This window comes from Streptomyces sp. NPDC088400, from assembly GCF_044753355.1.
GTDB lineage: Bacteria > Actinomycetota > Actinomycetes > Streptomycetales > Streptomycetaceae > Streptomyces.
In genome coordinates, this window is record NZ_JBIVMZ010000004.1 from 409,313 (window position 1) to 423,043 (window position 13,731).

Annotated in this window: 12 protein-coding genes; 5 read left to right on the top strand and 7 right to left on the bottom strand. The window is 69.6% G+C overall.

What is annotated here, in order from left to right:
- Nucleotides 1-20: 20 nt before the first annotated feature.
- From ACIQD6_RS13140 to ACIQD6_RS13150, 3 genes are all read right to left on the bottom strand, one after another.
- Nucleotides 21-749 (bottom strand): DUF305 domain-containing protein, encoded by a 729-nt coding sequence (locus tag ACIQD6_RS13140; RefSeq protein WP_401881731.1) that lies wholly within the window; start codon nucleotides 747-749, stop codon nucleotides 21-23.
- Between the two features lie 74 nt (nucleotides 750-823).
- On the bottom strand, nucleotides 824-1,471 hold the full coding sequence (locus ACIQD6_RS13145) for a DUF3105 domain-containing protein (RefSeq protein WP_401881419.1): 648 nt from the start codon (nucleotides 1,469-1,471) through the stop codon (nucleotides 824-826).
- Nucleotides 1,472-1,564: 93 nt separating this feature from the next.
- Nucleotides 1,565-2,026, bottom strand: a complete 462-nt coding sequence (locus ACIQD6_RS13150) for a hypothetical protein (RefSeq protein ID WP_401881420.1) — start codon at nucleotides 2,024-2,026, stop codon at nucleotides 1,565-1,567.
- A 146-nt stretch (nucleotides 2,027-2,172) separates the two neighbouring features.
- Between ACIQD6_RS13150 and ACIQD6_RS13155 the strand changes: the two genes are divergently transcribed.
- The 3 genes from ACIQD6_RS13155 to ACIQD6_RS13165 all read left to right on the top strand — a co-directional run bounded on the left by ACIQD6_RS13155 (nucleotide 2,173) and on the right by ACIQD6_RS13165 (nucleotide 7,747).
- Nucleotides 2,173-2,757 (top strand): MarR family winged helix-turn-helix transcriptional regulator, encoded by a 585-nt coding sequence (locus ACIQD6_RS13155; protein ID WP_401881422.1) that lies wholly within the window; start codon nucleotides 2,173-2,175, stop codon nucleotides 2,755-2,757.
- A gap of 313 nt (nucleotides 2,758-3,070) precedes the next feature.
- On the top strand, nucleotides 3,071-4,432 hold the full coding sequence (locus tag ACIQD6_RS13160) for a glutamine synthetase family protein (RefSeq protein WP_401881424.1): 1,362 nt from the start codon (nucleotides 3,071-3,073) through the stop codon (nucleotides 4,430-4,432).
- 276 nt (nucleotides 4,433-4,708) lie between these two features.
- Nucleotides 4,709-7,747 carry a bifunctional [glutamine synthetase] adenylyltransferase/[glutamine synthetase]-adenylyl-L-tyrosine phosphorylase gene (locus ACIQD6_RS13165; protein WP_401881426.1) on the top strand — a complete coding sequence of 1,013 codons (3,039 nt, stop codon included), beginning with the start codon at nucleotides 4,709-4,711 and terminating at the stop codon, nucleotides 7,745-7,747.
- 86 nt (nucleotides 7,748-7,833) lie between these two features.
- Here the strand turns inward: ACIQD6_RS13165 and ACIQD6_RS13170 are convergent, their stop codons facing one another.
- Nucleotides 7,834-8,766, bottom strand: coding sequence for a glutaminase (locus tag ACIQD6_RS13170; RefSeq protein WP_401881428.1), 933 nt, complete (start codon nucleotides 8,764-8,766; stop codon nucleotides 7,834-7,836).
- A gap of 161 nt (nucleotides 8,767-8,927) precedes the next feature.
- Here ACIQD6_RS13170 and ACIQD6_RS13175 point away from each other — a divergent pair, with 161 nt between their 5' ends.
- Both ACIQD6_RS13175 and ACIQD6_RS13180 read left to right on the top strand, forming a co-directional pair.
- Nucleotides 8,928-10,157: a helix-turn-helix domain-containing protein gene (locus tag ACIQD6_RS13175; RefSeq protein WP_401881430.1), complete on the top strand. Its 1,230-nt coding sequence runs from the start codon at nucleotides 8,928-8,930 to the stop codon at nucleotides 10,155-10,157.
- Between the two features lie 138 nt (nucleotides 10,158-10,295).
- A complete protein-coding gene (locus ACIQD6_RS13180) occupies nucleotides 10,296-10,865 on the top strand; it encodes a hypothetical protein (protein WP_401881432.1) in 570 nt (189 codons plus the stop codon).
- 289 nt (nucleotides 10,866-11,154) lie between these two features.
- Here ACIQD6_RS13180 and ACIQD6_RS13185 read toward each other — a convergent pair whose 3' ends face one another.
- From ACIQD6_RS13185 to ACIQD6_RS13195, 3 genes are all read right to left on the bottom strand, one after another.
- Nucleotides 11,155-11,322, bottom strand: a complete 168-nt coding sequence (locus tag ACIQD6_RS13185) for a hypothetical protein (RefSeq protein ID WP_401881433.1) — start codon at nucleotides 11,320-11,322, stop codon at nucleotides 11,155-11,157.
- 28 nt (nucleotides 11,323-11,350) lie between these two features.
- Nucleotides 11,351-12,391, bottom strand: a complete 1,041-nt coding sequence (locus tag ACIQD6_RS13190) for a phosphatase PAP2 family protein (RefSeq protein WP_401881434.1) — start codon at nucleotides 12,389-12,391, stop codon at nucleotides 11,351-11,353.
- Nucleotides 12,392-12,557: 166 nt separating this feature from the next.
- Complete coding sequence (locus ACIQD6_RS13195; RefSeq protein ID WP_401881436.1) at nucleotides 12,558-13,589, bottom strand: LacI family DNA-binding transcriptional regulator; 1,032 nt, start codon at nucleotides 13,587-13,589, stop codon at nucleotides 12,558-12,560.
- Nucleotides 13,590-13,731 lie beyond the last annotated feature (142 nt).

Sequence of the window (13,731 nt, forward strand, 5' to 3'; positions counted from 1 at the left end):
CGCGCCCGTGAGCCTCGGCCTCAGCCGGTGCGCGGCTTCGCGCCCCGGGCCTTCAGCAGGTCCGCCATCAGGCCCAGCTCCGACTGCTGCGCCGCGACCATGCCCTCGGCGAGGTCCTTCTCCGTGGAGTCCGCGCACATCTGGACGCAGCCCCGCGCCATCGAGACACCGCCCTTGTGGTGGTCGGTCATCAGCTGGAGATAGAGCACCTCGGCCTGCTTGCCACGGGCCTTGCGGAGCTGGTCCAGCTCCGTCTTCGTGGCCATGCCCGGCATCAGGGAACCGTCATGGGCCTCGTGCCCCGACGTCCCGTGATCCATCTCCATGCCGTCCATCGAGCCGTGGTCCATGCCCGCCGAGTCCGCGGTGTCCGCTGTATTCGAAGCATCCGCCGCGTCCGCCGTCATCCAGGCCATCGGCTCCCGGCCCGACTCCACCTTCGGCAGCCCCCACATGTCCAGCCAGCCCAGCATCATCCCGCGCTGGTTCGCCTGGGTGTTGGCGATGTCGTACGCCAGCCGGCGCACCTCCTCGTCGTCCGTGCTGTCCCGCACGATGAAGGACATCTCGACCGCCTGCTGATGGTGGACCGACATGTCACGGGCGAAGCCCGCGTCAGCCGAGTCCGACGACGGGGTACGGGGCGCGTCAGGGTCGTCGTCCCGCCCGGCGGCGATCACCGCCGTCGTACCGGTGAAGAGCAGCGCCAGTACCACCGCCGTGATCGCCGCCCACTGCGTACGCGTCACCCGGCGCGACCCGCCGGACGTCCCGCCTGCGGACGTCCCGCCTGCGGGCGTCCCGTCGGGCTCGCTCGCCGCGCTCACTGCGTGCCCATTCCGCCCGTGCAGGCCGCGCCGGGCTCGGGGGTCTGCGAGCCCTGCACGTACTTCGTGAAGAACTGGTCCACGCGCGGGTCGGTGGCGCTGTCCACGGTGATCTGCTTGCCCCACGCGCTCAGCATGAGCGCGCCCTTCTGGTCCTTCAACGGGCTCATCAGCGAGTACGGGGTCTTCCCGACCTTCTCGCCGAGCGCCTTCACATCGGCGTCGCCGGCCTTGTCGTTGTACGTGACCCAGACCGCGCCGTGCTCCAGCGAGTGGACCGCGTTCACCTTCGGGATCTCTTCCTTGTAGACGTCCCCGTCGCAGTTCATCCAGACCTGGTTGTGGTCGCCGCCCACGGGCGGTGTCATCGGGTACGAGACCGTCTCGGTGACGTGGTTACGGCCCAGCTTCTTCGCGTCCCAGGACTTCTCGTCCTTGACGGGAGCCTTGGCCGCCGCCTCCCGGGCCTCCTTCTTGTCGGACTCCTTGTTGAGGAGGTAGACGCCGGAGCCGATGAGGGCCGCGACCACCAGGGCGCTCGCCGAGATCGTGATGATGCGACTGCGCCGCTCGCGGGCCCGCTCGGCGCGGCGCATCTCTTCTATTCGGGCCTTGCGCTCGGCGGACTGGGTCTTGGAAGCCATGAGTGTGTGTCCTTCTGCGATAACTGCGGGGTCGGTCGGGATATTCGGGAACCCGGTGCGGGTGTGGGTCCGGCCAGATCCAAACGAGAGGCCCTACGTCCGCAGCACTTGAAGGACGTGGAGGTCCGGCGCGCGGGCGAGCGTTCCGGAGCGGGGCACCTGGCCGGTGGGGTACGGCGGTTCGAGGTGCGGAAGCGCTGCGTCGCCGGTGAGCGCGGCGGTCGGCGGCGGCACGGTCAGCACGGCCGGGCTGCGGTGCGGGAAGAGCCCGCAGTTGTCCTTCTCGTACGGACAGGTGTAGCGGGCCTCGGCCGGGACCGGTACGTCGTGAGTCGCCATCGATGTGGCCCGTGCGCTCTGCGTGGCTTGTGTGCCTTCCGCCCGCGCGGTCGGGGAGGCGTCGCGGTTCGGGGAGGCGTCGCGGTGGTGAGCCTCGGCCGGATCGGCGGCGCCCGGTGTCAGACAGATGAAGAGCGCGGCGAACAGCGTCGCCACGGCACTCAGCAGCGCCGTGGGACGCGTGATGCGTATATGACTGGGCCGCGGTCCCCCCATGGGCGCAAATCGTAATGCGTACACCCCCGGTCGCAGCAGTGAGGAGCCGGTTCAGCGATCGGATCCAGTCGGAACCAGGCTGTCCATGGTCTCCGACGTGGTCTCCGATACGGCATGAATCGGTCATCGGCGCGGTACAAAGAGGCATGGCCGAGCAGACAGAGCCGCCGCACCCACCCGTATCCGTACCGCCGAGTCCGGCTGCGCCGCCTTCGTCCTCGAAGGGTGCGGCCGGCGTCGATGCCGTGGCCCACGCCGTACTGACCGCCTCGCGGCTGCTGGTCGACGTGTCCGCCCGTTCCCTCGCGGCCGTGGCGGAACGGGTCACCCTGCCGCAGTTCCGCCTCCTGGTCGTCCTCGCCACCCACGGTGACGCCAAGCTGGTGGAGGTCGCCGAGCGGCTCGGTGTGAATCCCTCGACGGCCATGCGCATGCTGGACCGGCTGATCGCCGCGGGCCTGGCGACCCGGCAGAGCAACCCCGACAATCGCCGCGAGACGATGCTGCGGCTGACCGCCGACGGCCGGACGCTGGTCGACGAGGTCAGCGCCGTCCGCCACCGCGAGATCTCCGCGATCGTCGAGCGGCTCACCCCCGAACAGCGTTCGGCCCTGGTCAGCGCGCTGACCGCGTTCACGGAGGCGGGCGGGGAGCCCGCGCATCCGGGGGACGACTCGGAGCCGTACCCGCTGGGCTGGTCGGACACCCACGCCCGCCACGGCACCAACTGACTCCGCGCGAGGGTGCCCGCTGCCCGCCGCCCCGTTCCCGGGCAGCCCGCCGCGCAAGCCGCCGCTTCTGACGCCGTAGGCTGGCCGGGGCCGGAAACGATCTTCAGCGCCGGGGATGGCGATCGCCGGTGACCCGGGCAGCGGATCTACAGATATTCCAGGCACTATGGGCAGTGAGCCCGTACACACACATGACGCGGAGCGTTGTACGAGGGTTCGCAACGCGCCGGAAATCGTGTGGTGGGATGCTCGGATGCCGCAACATGCCCCGCGGCACGGGAGCAGGTGGCCTGACCAGCAAGGATGGGTGGAAATGGATAAGCAGCAGGAATTCGTGCTCCGCACGCTCGAGGAGCGCGACATTCGCTTCGTGCGTCTCTGGTTCACCGACGTGCTCGGCTTCCTGAAGTCGGTCGCCGTCGCCCCCGCGGAGCTGGAACAGGCCTTCGACGAGGGCATGGGCTTCGACGGCTCCGCGATCGAGGGCTTCGCCCGCGTCTACGAGTCCGACATGATCGCCAAGCCCGACCCGGCGACCTTCCAGATCCTGCCCTGGCGCGCGGAGGCACCCGGCACGGCCCGGATGTTCTGCGACATCCTGATGCCCGACGGTTCGCCGTCCTTCGCGGACCCGCGCTATGTCCTGAAGCGGATCCTCGCCAAGACCTCGGACCTGGGCTTCACCTTCTACACCCACCCCGAGATCGAGTTCTTCCTGCTGAAGGACAAGCCGGTCGACGGCACCCGCCCGACCCCCGCCGACAGCTCGGGTTACTTCGATCACACCCCGCAGAACGTCGGCATGGACTTCCGGCGCCAGGCGATCACGATGCTGGAGTCCATGGGCATCTCGGTGGAGTTCAGCCACCACGAGGGCGCCCCCGGACAGCAGGAGATCGACCTCCGGTACGCGGACGCGCTCTCCACCGCCGACAACATCATGACGTTCCGCCTGGTCATGAAGCAGGTCGCGCTGGAGCAGGGCGTGCAGGCGACCTTCATGCCGAAGCCGTTCTCGGAGTACCCGGGCTCGGGCATGCACACCCACCTCTCCCTCTTCGAGGGAGACCGCAACGCCTTCTACGAGTCGGGTGCCGAGTACCAACTCTCCAAGGTGGGGCGCTCGTTCATCGCCGGTCTGCTGAAGCACGCGGCCGAGATCGCGGCCGTCACCAACCAGTGGGTCAACTCGTACAAGCGCATCTGGGGCGGCTCGACCCGTATCGCGGGCTCGGGCGGCGAGGCACCCTCGTACATCTGCTGGGGCCACAACAACCGCTCGGCGCTGATCCGCGTCCCGATGTACAAGCCCGGCAAGACCGGCTCCGCCCGGGTCGAGGTCCGCTCGATCGACTCCGGCGCCAACCCCTACCTGACGTACGCGGTGCTGCTCGCCGCGGGCCTCAAGGGCGTGGAGGAGGGGTACGAACTCCCGGCCGGCGCCGACGACGACGTCTGGGCCCTCTCCGACGCGGAGCGCCGCGCGATGGGCATCGAGCCGCTCCCCCAGAACCTGGGCGAGGCGATCGCCCTGATGGAGCGCAGCGAACTGGTCGCCGAGACGCTGGGCGAGCACGTCTTCGACTTCTTCCTCCGCAACAAGAAGCAGGAGTGGGAGGAGTACCGCAGCGAGGTCACGGCCTTCGAGCTGAAGAAGAACCTCCCGGTGCTGTAAGGACGCGGCAGTACGTGATCCGGGCCGGCGGGGCTTCGTACCGCCGGCCCGGATCCTTTTGCACCCCGATCCCCGCGCCCCTGATCAGTGCCCCGCGCGGCCGTACAGTCAAGGAGTGACCTCGAAGACCTGGGACTAGGCTCGAATCCTGGGCATGATCGAGTGGCCATGACAGACGGTGGGCAAGACCGGACCGGCGGGCGCGGCAGGTTGGTTGGGCATGACCGGGCCGGATGGTTCTCCGGCCGGTCGGGGACGTGGACAGGAGACGGCCAGATGACGGTGTCGGGACGCAGGAGCAGTACGCACATCCGGCTGCTGCGGCACGGCTTCACCGACCCCTCCGCCGCCGAGCGGCTGCTCAAGGCTCCCGAGATGACGACCGTACGGTCCGACTCGCTGCTGCTCGACGCGCTCGGAGCGACCGCCGATCCCGATCTCGCCCTGCGCGGTCTGGTCCGCCTCGTGGAGTCGCAGGAGCCCGACGAGCGGATGGTCCTGCTGGACACCCTGGTCACGGCGAAGCCGCTGCGGGACCGGCTGCTCGGTGTGCTCGGCGCGTCCGAGGCGCTCGGTGATCATCTGGCCAGGCACCCCGAGGACTGGCACGCCCTGGTCACGTACGAGCTGTCCGATCTGCACCCGGGGGTGGAGGAGTTCGAGGAGGGTCTGGCCGATGCCGACGATCCGGTCTCGCTGCGGATCGCCTACCGCCGCTGCCTGCTGGCCATCGCGGCCAGGGACGTCTGCGGTACGGCCGACCTCGCCCAGACCGCCGCCGAGCTGGCCGACCTGGCGACCGCGACCCTGCGCGCCGCCCTCGCGATCGCCAAGGCCGCCGCGCCCGAGGACGCCGCCGCGTGCCGGCTCGCGGTGATCGCGATGGGCAAGTGCGGCGGCCACGAGCTGAACTATGTCTCGGACGTGGACGTGATCTTCGTCGGAGAAGCGGCGGACGCACCGGGCGGTGGGGGAGCAGAAGCCAACGGCGCTAACGGAGGAAACAACGGCGGCGAAGGCAAGGCCATCCAGGCCGCGACCCGCCTCGCGTCCCATCTCATGCGGATCTGCTCCGAGACGACCATAGAGGGCAGCATCTGGCCCGTGGACGCCAACCTTCGCCCCGAAGGGCGCAACGGGCCGCTCGTACGGACACTGAGCAGCCACCTCGCGTACTACCAACGCTGGGCCAAGACCTGGGAGTTCCAGGCCCTGCTCAAGGCCCGCGCGGTGGCCGGGGACCCGGCGCTCGGCGCCGAGTACATCGACGCCGTCTCACCGCTCGTATGGCAGGTCGCCGAGCGCGAACACTTCGTCCCCGACGTACAGAAGATGCGCCGCCGGGTCGTCGACAACATCCCCCCTGGGCAGGTCGAGCGCGAGCTGAAGCTCGGTCCCGGCGGGCTGCGGGACGTCGAATTCGCCGTACAGCTCCTCCAGTTGGTGCATGGTCGCAGCGATGCCTCGCTGCGCGGCAGCTCCACCCTCGAAGCCCTGAACGCCCTCGCGGCGGGCGGTTATGTGGGCCGGCAGGACGCCAAGCAGCTGGACGAGTCGTACCGCTTCCTGCGCGCGATGGAGCACCGTATCCAGCTCTACCGGCTGCGGCGCACCCATCTGGTACCGGAGGACGAGGCCGACCTGCGCCGCCTGGGCCGCTCGCTCGGGCTGCGGGGCGACCCGGTCGCCGAGCTCAACAGGGCCTGGCGGCGGCACGCTTCGGTGGTCCGGCGACTGCACGAGAAGCTCTTCTACCGGCCGCTGCTCGACGCGGTCGCGCAACTCGCCCCCGGAGAGATCCGGCTCAGCCCGAAGGCGGCCAAGCAGCGGCTCGAAGCACTCGGATACGCCGACCCGGCAGCGGCGTTGCGGCATCTGGAGGCGCTGTCGTCCGGGGTGAGCCGCAAGGCGGCGATCCAGCGGACGCTGCTGCCGGTGCTGCTCGGCTGGTTCGCCGACTCGGCCGACCCCGATGCCGGGCTGCTCGGCTTCCGCAAGGTGTCCGACGCGCTCGGCAAGACGCCGTGGTACCTACGGCTGCTGCGCGACGAGGGCGCGGCGGCCGAGAACCTGGCGCGCGTGCTGTCGGCCGGACGCTTCGCCCCCGACCTGCTGCTGCGCGCCCCCGAGGCCGTCTCGATCCTCGGCGACCGGGGCGGACTCGCCCCGCGCGGCCGCGACCACCTGGAACAGGAGATCCTCGCGGCCGTCGGACGCGCGGACACCGCGACGGGCGCGGTCGCCGTGGCGCGCGGGGTGCGCAGGCGGGAGCTGTTCCGTACGACGGCGGCGGACCTGATCGGCTCGTACGGTACGGAGGAGAGCCCCGCCGAGGAGGACCCCGGGGCGCTGGTCGACCGCGTCGGGAACGCCCTCACCGACCTGAACGCCGCGACACTCGCCGGAGCCCTGCGGGCCGTCGTGGGCGAGCGCTACGGCGACACACTGCCGACCCGGTTCGCGGTCATCGGCATGGGCCGGTTCGGCGGCCACGAACTGGGTTACGGCTCCGACGCGGACGTGCTCTTCGTCCACGAGCCGCGTGACGGCGTCACCGACCAGGAAGCGGCACGCGCCGCGAACGAGGTGGTCGCCGAGATGCGGCGGCTCCTCCAAGTACCCACCTCCGAGCCGCCGTTGATGATCGACGCGGACCTGCGGCCGGAGGGCAAGAGCGGCCCGGTGGTACGCACACTCGCCTCCTACGCGGCGTACTACCGGCGCTGGTCGCTGGTCTGGGAGAGCCAGGCGCTGCTGCGCGCGGTACCGATGGCGGGCGACGCGGACCTGGGCCGGCGCTTCATCGAACTGATCGACCGGCTGCGGTATCCGGCCGAGGGCCTGGGCGAGGACGCGGTACGCGAAATCCGCCGCCTCAAGGCCCGGATGGAAACGGAACGCCTGCCACGCGGCGCCGACCCGACCCTCCACACCAAGCTGGGCCGCGGCGGCCTCTCCGACGTCGAGTGGACGGTTCAGCTGCTCCAGATGCGGCACGGCTGGGCCGAACCGGGCCTGCGCACCCCCGGCACCCGCGTGGCCCTGGCGGCGGCCCGGTCGGCGGGCCTGATCTCCACGGAGGACGCCCAGATCCTGGACGAGGCCTGGGTCCTGGCGACCCGGGTCCGCAACGGCGCGATGCTGGTACGGGGCAGGCCGGGCGACACCTTCCCGTCGGACGGGCGCGAACTGGGCGCGATGGGACGGTACTTGGGCTACGGGCCGGGCCACGTGGGCGACATGCTGGACGACTACCGGCGGACGACGCGGCGGGCGCGGGCGGTGATGGAGGAGCTGTTCTACGGGGCGGTGTGACGGGGCGTGACGTCGTCCCCGCGCTTACGGGGAGCCCTCGTGCTTACGGGCCCCGCGCTTACGGGGACGACGTGCGGTCAGAACGGTCAGAACACCGACCAGCCGGAGGCCGTGGTGAACGCGTCCAGCGCGGCGACCGCCGCGACGGAGTTCCCGACCTTGTCGAGACTCGGACCCCACGCGCACACCGCGGCGCGGCCGGGCAGGATGGCCACGATGCCGCCGCCCACCCCGCTCTTGCCGGGCAGCCCGACCCGGAAGGCGAACTCGCCCGCCGCGTCGTAGGCCCCGCAGGTGAGCAGAACGGCGTTGATCCTCTTGGCGTCGCTGCCCGGCATCAGCCGGGACCCGTCTGCGCGCAGCCCGTGCCGGGCCAGGAAGCGCCCGGCCAGGGCGAGATCGCGGCAGCTCGCGGCGATGGAGCACTGCGCGTAGTAGCGGTCCAGGACGGTCTCGACCGGGTTCTCCAGATTGCCGTGGCTGGCGATGAAGTGGGCGAGCGCGGCGTTGCGGTGACCGTGCTCGGCCTCCGACGCGGCCACCACCGGATCCGTGTCGAGCAACGGATTGCCGGACTCCTGACGGAGGAAGTCGCGCACGGCCCCGGCGGCGTCACCGGTCAGGCTCTGGAGCCGGTCGGTGACCACGAGCGCGCCGGCGTTTATGAACGGGTTGCGCGGGATGCCGTTCTCCTTCTCCAGCTGAACCAGCGAATTGAACGGGTTGCCGGACGGCTCGCGCCCCACACCACGCCAGAGCTGGTGCTCGCGGTGCGTGAGGACCAGCGCGAGGCTGAACAGCTTGGACACGCTCTGGACGGAGAACGACTGTTCCCAGTCGCCGACGCCGTGCAGATCACCGTCGACCGTCGCGAGGGCCATGCCGAACGCGTTCGGATCCGCCGTGGCGAGCGCCGGTATGTAGTCGGCGACGCGTCCCTGGCCTGCGGTTCTTTCCGCCGCGGCCATCGCGGTGTGCAGGAGTTCCTGGTAGTCGGTCGGGCCGGACGTCATCTGCATGTCCGGATCCTCTCAGAAGGGCCGGGTACGTCCAGGGGCCGGGATCGTCGTCATCCAGTTCGATCAAGGGCCTCACGGTCACAGATCCGCAAGGTTCTTCCACGTAGCCCGGCCGTGCGACAGGGGTACATTCCCTAGTGGACGCCAGGAATGGAGCCGATATGCCCCACTACAGCGATATCCAGGGGGGCGCGGACAGCAACGGACAGCGGCTGTCCCGCCTGCGTATGCGCCGTCGTTGGACACAACAGCACCTCGCCACCGAGACCGGGTACTCCCTCGCCGCGGTGAAAGCCTTTGAGCAGGGCCGCCGTTCACTCGACCGCCCTGCCGTGATCCTCACCCTCTGCCGGGCTCTCGGCTGCCACCCCACCGAGATCACCGGTGGACCGGTCGTCCCGCCACAGAGTGACCACGAAGGGCAGGAGGCCGTCGCGGGCGTGGCCGCCGTACGCCGTGCGATTCTGCGCCATGGACGCCCCGCCCGCCCAACCGAGTTGGAGGTCGGCGAGGTTGACCTCCTGGACCTGCGCAAGCGGACCGCCGAGGCCAACCAACAGCGGTCCGCCGCATCGTTCTCGAAGGCCAGCGGAACCCTGCCCGCGCTACTCCGCGATCTCCAGGTGGCTGCCGAGGTGTGCGAGGGCGACGACCGGCGAACGGCTTTCGGGCTGCTCACCTCGGCATACGAATGCGCGATGCAGTACCTGTACAAGCTCGGGCACGTCAGCGACGCGACACTCGCCACCGAACGTGTGGTCTGGTCCGCGCGGGAGACAGACGATCCGTTGCGCATCCTGGCTACGCACTGGTACGACGCCGGGGAGTTCCTGTCCATCGGTGAGCACGAGGAGGCCGGCTCCATCATCGATGGCGCGCTCACCGAACTCGGCAGAATCAAGAGCCCCGGGCCCGAGGCCGTCTCGCTGAAGGGAGCGTTCGAGCTGAAGGCCTCTCTCAACTACGCCCGCGCGGCGGACGGCAAGTCGGCAGAGCAGCAGTGGAAGCGCGCGGGCAGGACGGCGGAACAGCTCGGCGAGGACCGGAACGACTTCCAACTGCACTTCGGCCCGACGAACTTGGCGATCTGGGGCGTGTCCCTGCCGGTCGAGATGGGGAAGGGGCGCCTGGCGGTAGAGCGCGCGGAGAAGGTCAAGCTGCCGGAGCAGTACTCACCCGAGCGACGCTCGCATCACTTCATCGATGTGGGCCGCGCCCACTACTACAACGGGCAGCGGGAGGAAGCTCTCGGCGCGTTCCTCACGGCGGAGCGCCTGGCCCCGCAGGCGACCCGGATGCACGCGGGTGTCCGGGAGACCGTGGGAACGATGATCCGCACTCAGAAACGGGGTGCCGTGGCCGAGTTGGGTATCCGGCTGGGTGTCGTCTAGCGAAAAGGGCTACGTTCTGTAGCCCATCCGTCACCCCTCAGTGCGTAGCGTCAGTGGTGCAGATCACAGCTATGGATTGAGGGGCCGATGTCCGAGCTACCCGATGCAGTACGTGCCGATACAGCCATTGCGCGGTGGTTGACGTCCACCACCCGCCATCCCGAAATCGCCGAACAGGACTGGGCGGAGGGCCGCCCGGCCATCCTTCGGACGGGCATTCTGTACGACGCCGTCCGCATGCCCATGCAACTGGTGCACGCCGCTGTCCGGAGCACCGTCCCGGTCGAGGTCGCTCGTGCCCTGGCGGAGGTGCTCGACGGTCCTGTGGTGTGTCACCCGGGCGCGTGGTTTTACGCGCTGGTACCCGCTGGGACGTGTGAGATCTGGATGTCCCCGTGTGCCGCCGTGCGTGGCCGGGGCGGGTGGCTCGGTGTCCCGAGAGTGGACCGTACGGAGCCCGCGTCGGTGGACCCGTACTGGGCCGTCGCCGTCGAGCGGATCGACCGGCTGTGCTCGCCGGCGGCGGTGGCCGAACTGCTGCACGTCGGCCGTGAACGGTGCGAGGGGCGGGAGCATTCGGCGGCGTACATCGCGGTCCTGGAGCATGCCGAGGAGTGCACTGCGTGCGCCACGGCCACCACCGCTACACCCTCCACGTGCACTGTCGGCACACGGCTGCGCGAAGCGGTACGGACGGCCCGGCCGTGAACAGCATCCGGCCCGCCGCCCCCAACCCGGCGCTCCCGTGTGACTACTGCGGCCACGTCCAGGACGCTCTCACCGTTGTCGGCGTCGTCCACTCGGCGAGCGGCCCCGGGCGGACCATACGTGCCTGCCGGTCCTGCTGCACCTCGCGCCGCCTGGTCCCCCTGGCCGAGCACCCGGCCGACAGCTTGGGGTTGGTACTCGTGAGGCCCCGCCGCTGACCTCGACTCCCGCTCGCCGCTGTTCACTCGTGGAGAGCGGGGCACCACCGCCCCGGCTGCGCGGGCAGGCCCTAGTTCTGGATGTCCGAGCCTCCGAAGACAGCGAAATGTTCCAGCACGTCTTCCATCGGATCGTCGATCTGCCCGATGCTGACGAGCGTGAGTCCCTGCGCGGTCCCGTTGCCGTCCGCGACTGCTGTTCCCGCGGCCACAGCACTGAAGGTCACTACGAATGACATGACGGTCATCATCTTTTTCATGGCTGGTTCAACGAGAGCAGCCCTTATCGGATGCGGGAGAGGCGATGACTCGGGCGGTCGGTTCCGGGCGTTCGACCCGGCGCGGCAAGCGGTGTGGCAGGGCTCCGTACCAGGCGTACGAGACCGCGAAGCCGAAGGTCAGGCAGATCATGCCGCCCACCGCGTCCAGCCAGAAGTGGTTCGCGGTGGCGACGATGACCAGCAGGGTGGCCGCCGGGTAGAGCAGGCCGAGGATCTTTGCCCAAGGGGCCTTGGCCAGCGCGAAGATGATGAGGCCGCACCAGAGCGACCAGCCGATGTGCATCGACGGCATGGCCGCGTACTGGTTCGACATGCTCTTGAGGTTGCCCGAGGCCATCGAGCCCCAGGTCTGGTGGTGGACCACCGTGTCGATGAAATGCCCCCCGGTCATCAGGCGTGGCGGTGCCAGGGGATAGAAGTAGTAGCCGACCAGGGCCACCGCCGTGGTCGCGAAGAGCACCAGACGCGCGGCGGCGTAGCGGCCGGGGTGGCGGCGGAAGAGCCAGATCAGGACGCCGATCGTGACGATGAAGTGCAGTGTCGCGTAGTAGTAGTTCATGCCCACGATCAGCCATGTCACCGAATTCAGCGCGTGGTTGACGGACTGCTCGACCGCGATGCCCAGATGGTGTTCCATCCGCCAGATCCAGTCGGCGTTCTCCAGGGCTTTGGTCTTCTGCTCCGGGACCGCGTTGCGGATGAGGGAGTACGTCCAGTAGCTCACCGCGATCAGCAGGATCTCGAACCAGATACGCGGGCGGCGGGGTGATCTGAGGGACTGGAGTCTGCTCAGCCAGGTGGGGGTGTCCGTGACGGGCTGGGTGGGTTCGACGGGCGCGTCAACAGTGGCGCCGGCCGTGTCCGTCGTGTGAGTGGGCCCGGCGGTCGTACCCGCAGCCGTATCCGTGTCGATGTGCGCGTCCCCGCGTTCCTCCGTGTGCGCATCCGTCACCATTGCCGCCTCGTCGGCGAAGGGTGACGGGGGGGCCGTCCGGCCTGCCTGCATCTTCACGGTAGATTCACCCATAGTGCGAGAGTCTGCCAGATTTCCGTCTCCTGGCCGATCATCCCAGCGACGGGTTCCTCCCGCATTCGCTACGCCTCAGGGACGACTCCGCGACCCTGATATTCCTGGGGGCCGAGGGGGGCCGAGGGGGGCCGAGGGGTGGTCCGGGGGTCGATCAGGGGAGCGGTCAGGGGGTCTGGCCCTGAGATGGCCCCGAAGCGGTTGAACCTCGTACCACCAGCTCCGGCATGAAGACGAACTCGCTGTGCGGCGCGGGTGTGCCGCCGATTTCCTCCAGAAGTGTGCGGACCGCTGCCTGGCCCATCGACGGCACCGGCTTGCGGATCGTCGTCAGGGGCGGGTCCGTGAACGCTATGAGGGGTGAGTCGTCGAAGCCGACCACCGACAGGTCGCGCGGCACCTCCAGGCCCGACCTGCGCGCGGCCCTGATCGCGCCGAGCGCCATCATGTCGCTCGCGCACACCACCGCCGTACAGCCGCGTTCTATCAGCGCGGAGGCCGCGGCCTGGCCGCCCTCCAGGGTGAACAGCGACTGCTGGATCAGTTCCTCGGTCTCCTCCGGCGGCAGGCCCAGCAGCTCCGTCACCGTGGCACGGAAGCCCTCGATCTTGCGGAGTACGGGAACGAAGCGCTTGGGGCCGACGGCCAGGCCGATCCGCTGGTGGCCCAGTGAGACCAGATGGGTCACCGCGAGCCTCATGGCCGCGCGGTCGTCGGGTGAGATGAAGGGTGCCTGGACCTTCGGCGAGAAGCCGTCCACCAGCACGAACGGCACGCCCTGGGCGCGCAGTTTCTCGTACCGCCGCATGTCCGCGGACGTGTCCGCGTGCAGGCCGGAGACGAAGATGATCCCGGAGACGTCCCGTTCGACGAGCATCTCCGTCAGCTCGTCCTCCGTCGATCCGCCGGGGGTCTGCGTCGCCAGTACGGGGGTGTAGCCCTGCCGGGTCAGTGCCTGGCCGATGACCTGGGCCAGGGCCGGGAAGATGGGGTTGTCCAGCTCCGGGGTGATCAGGCCGACCAGTCCGGCGCTGCGGCGGCGGAGCCGTACGGGGCGTTCGTAGCCGAGGACGTCGAGCGCGGCGAGTACGGACTCGCGGGTGGTCGTCGCAACCCCCGGTTTGCCGTTCAGAACGCGGCTGACCGTCGCTTCGCTGACCCCCGCCTGAGTTGCGATATCGGCAAGCCGTGCGGTCATGGGAGTGGACTGTACCGGGCGTCTGTCGGATTGCACACCGCGCGGGGGGCCCTTCCGGTGCAAGCTTTTGCAAGATCTTGCGAAACCTTCCTGCTCGCCTCGCCACCGGGTCGCGTACGGGGTGCATACGGCGTCCACCCGC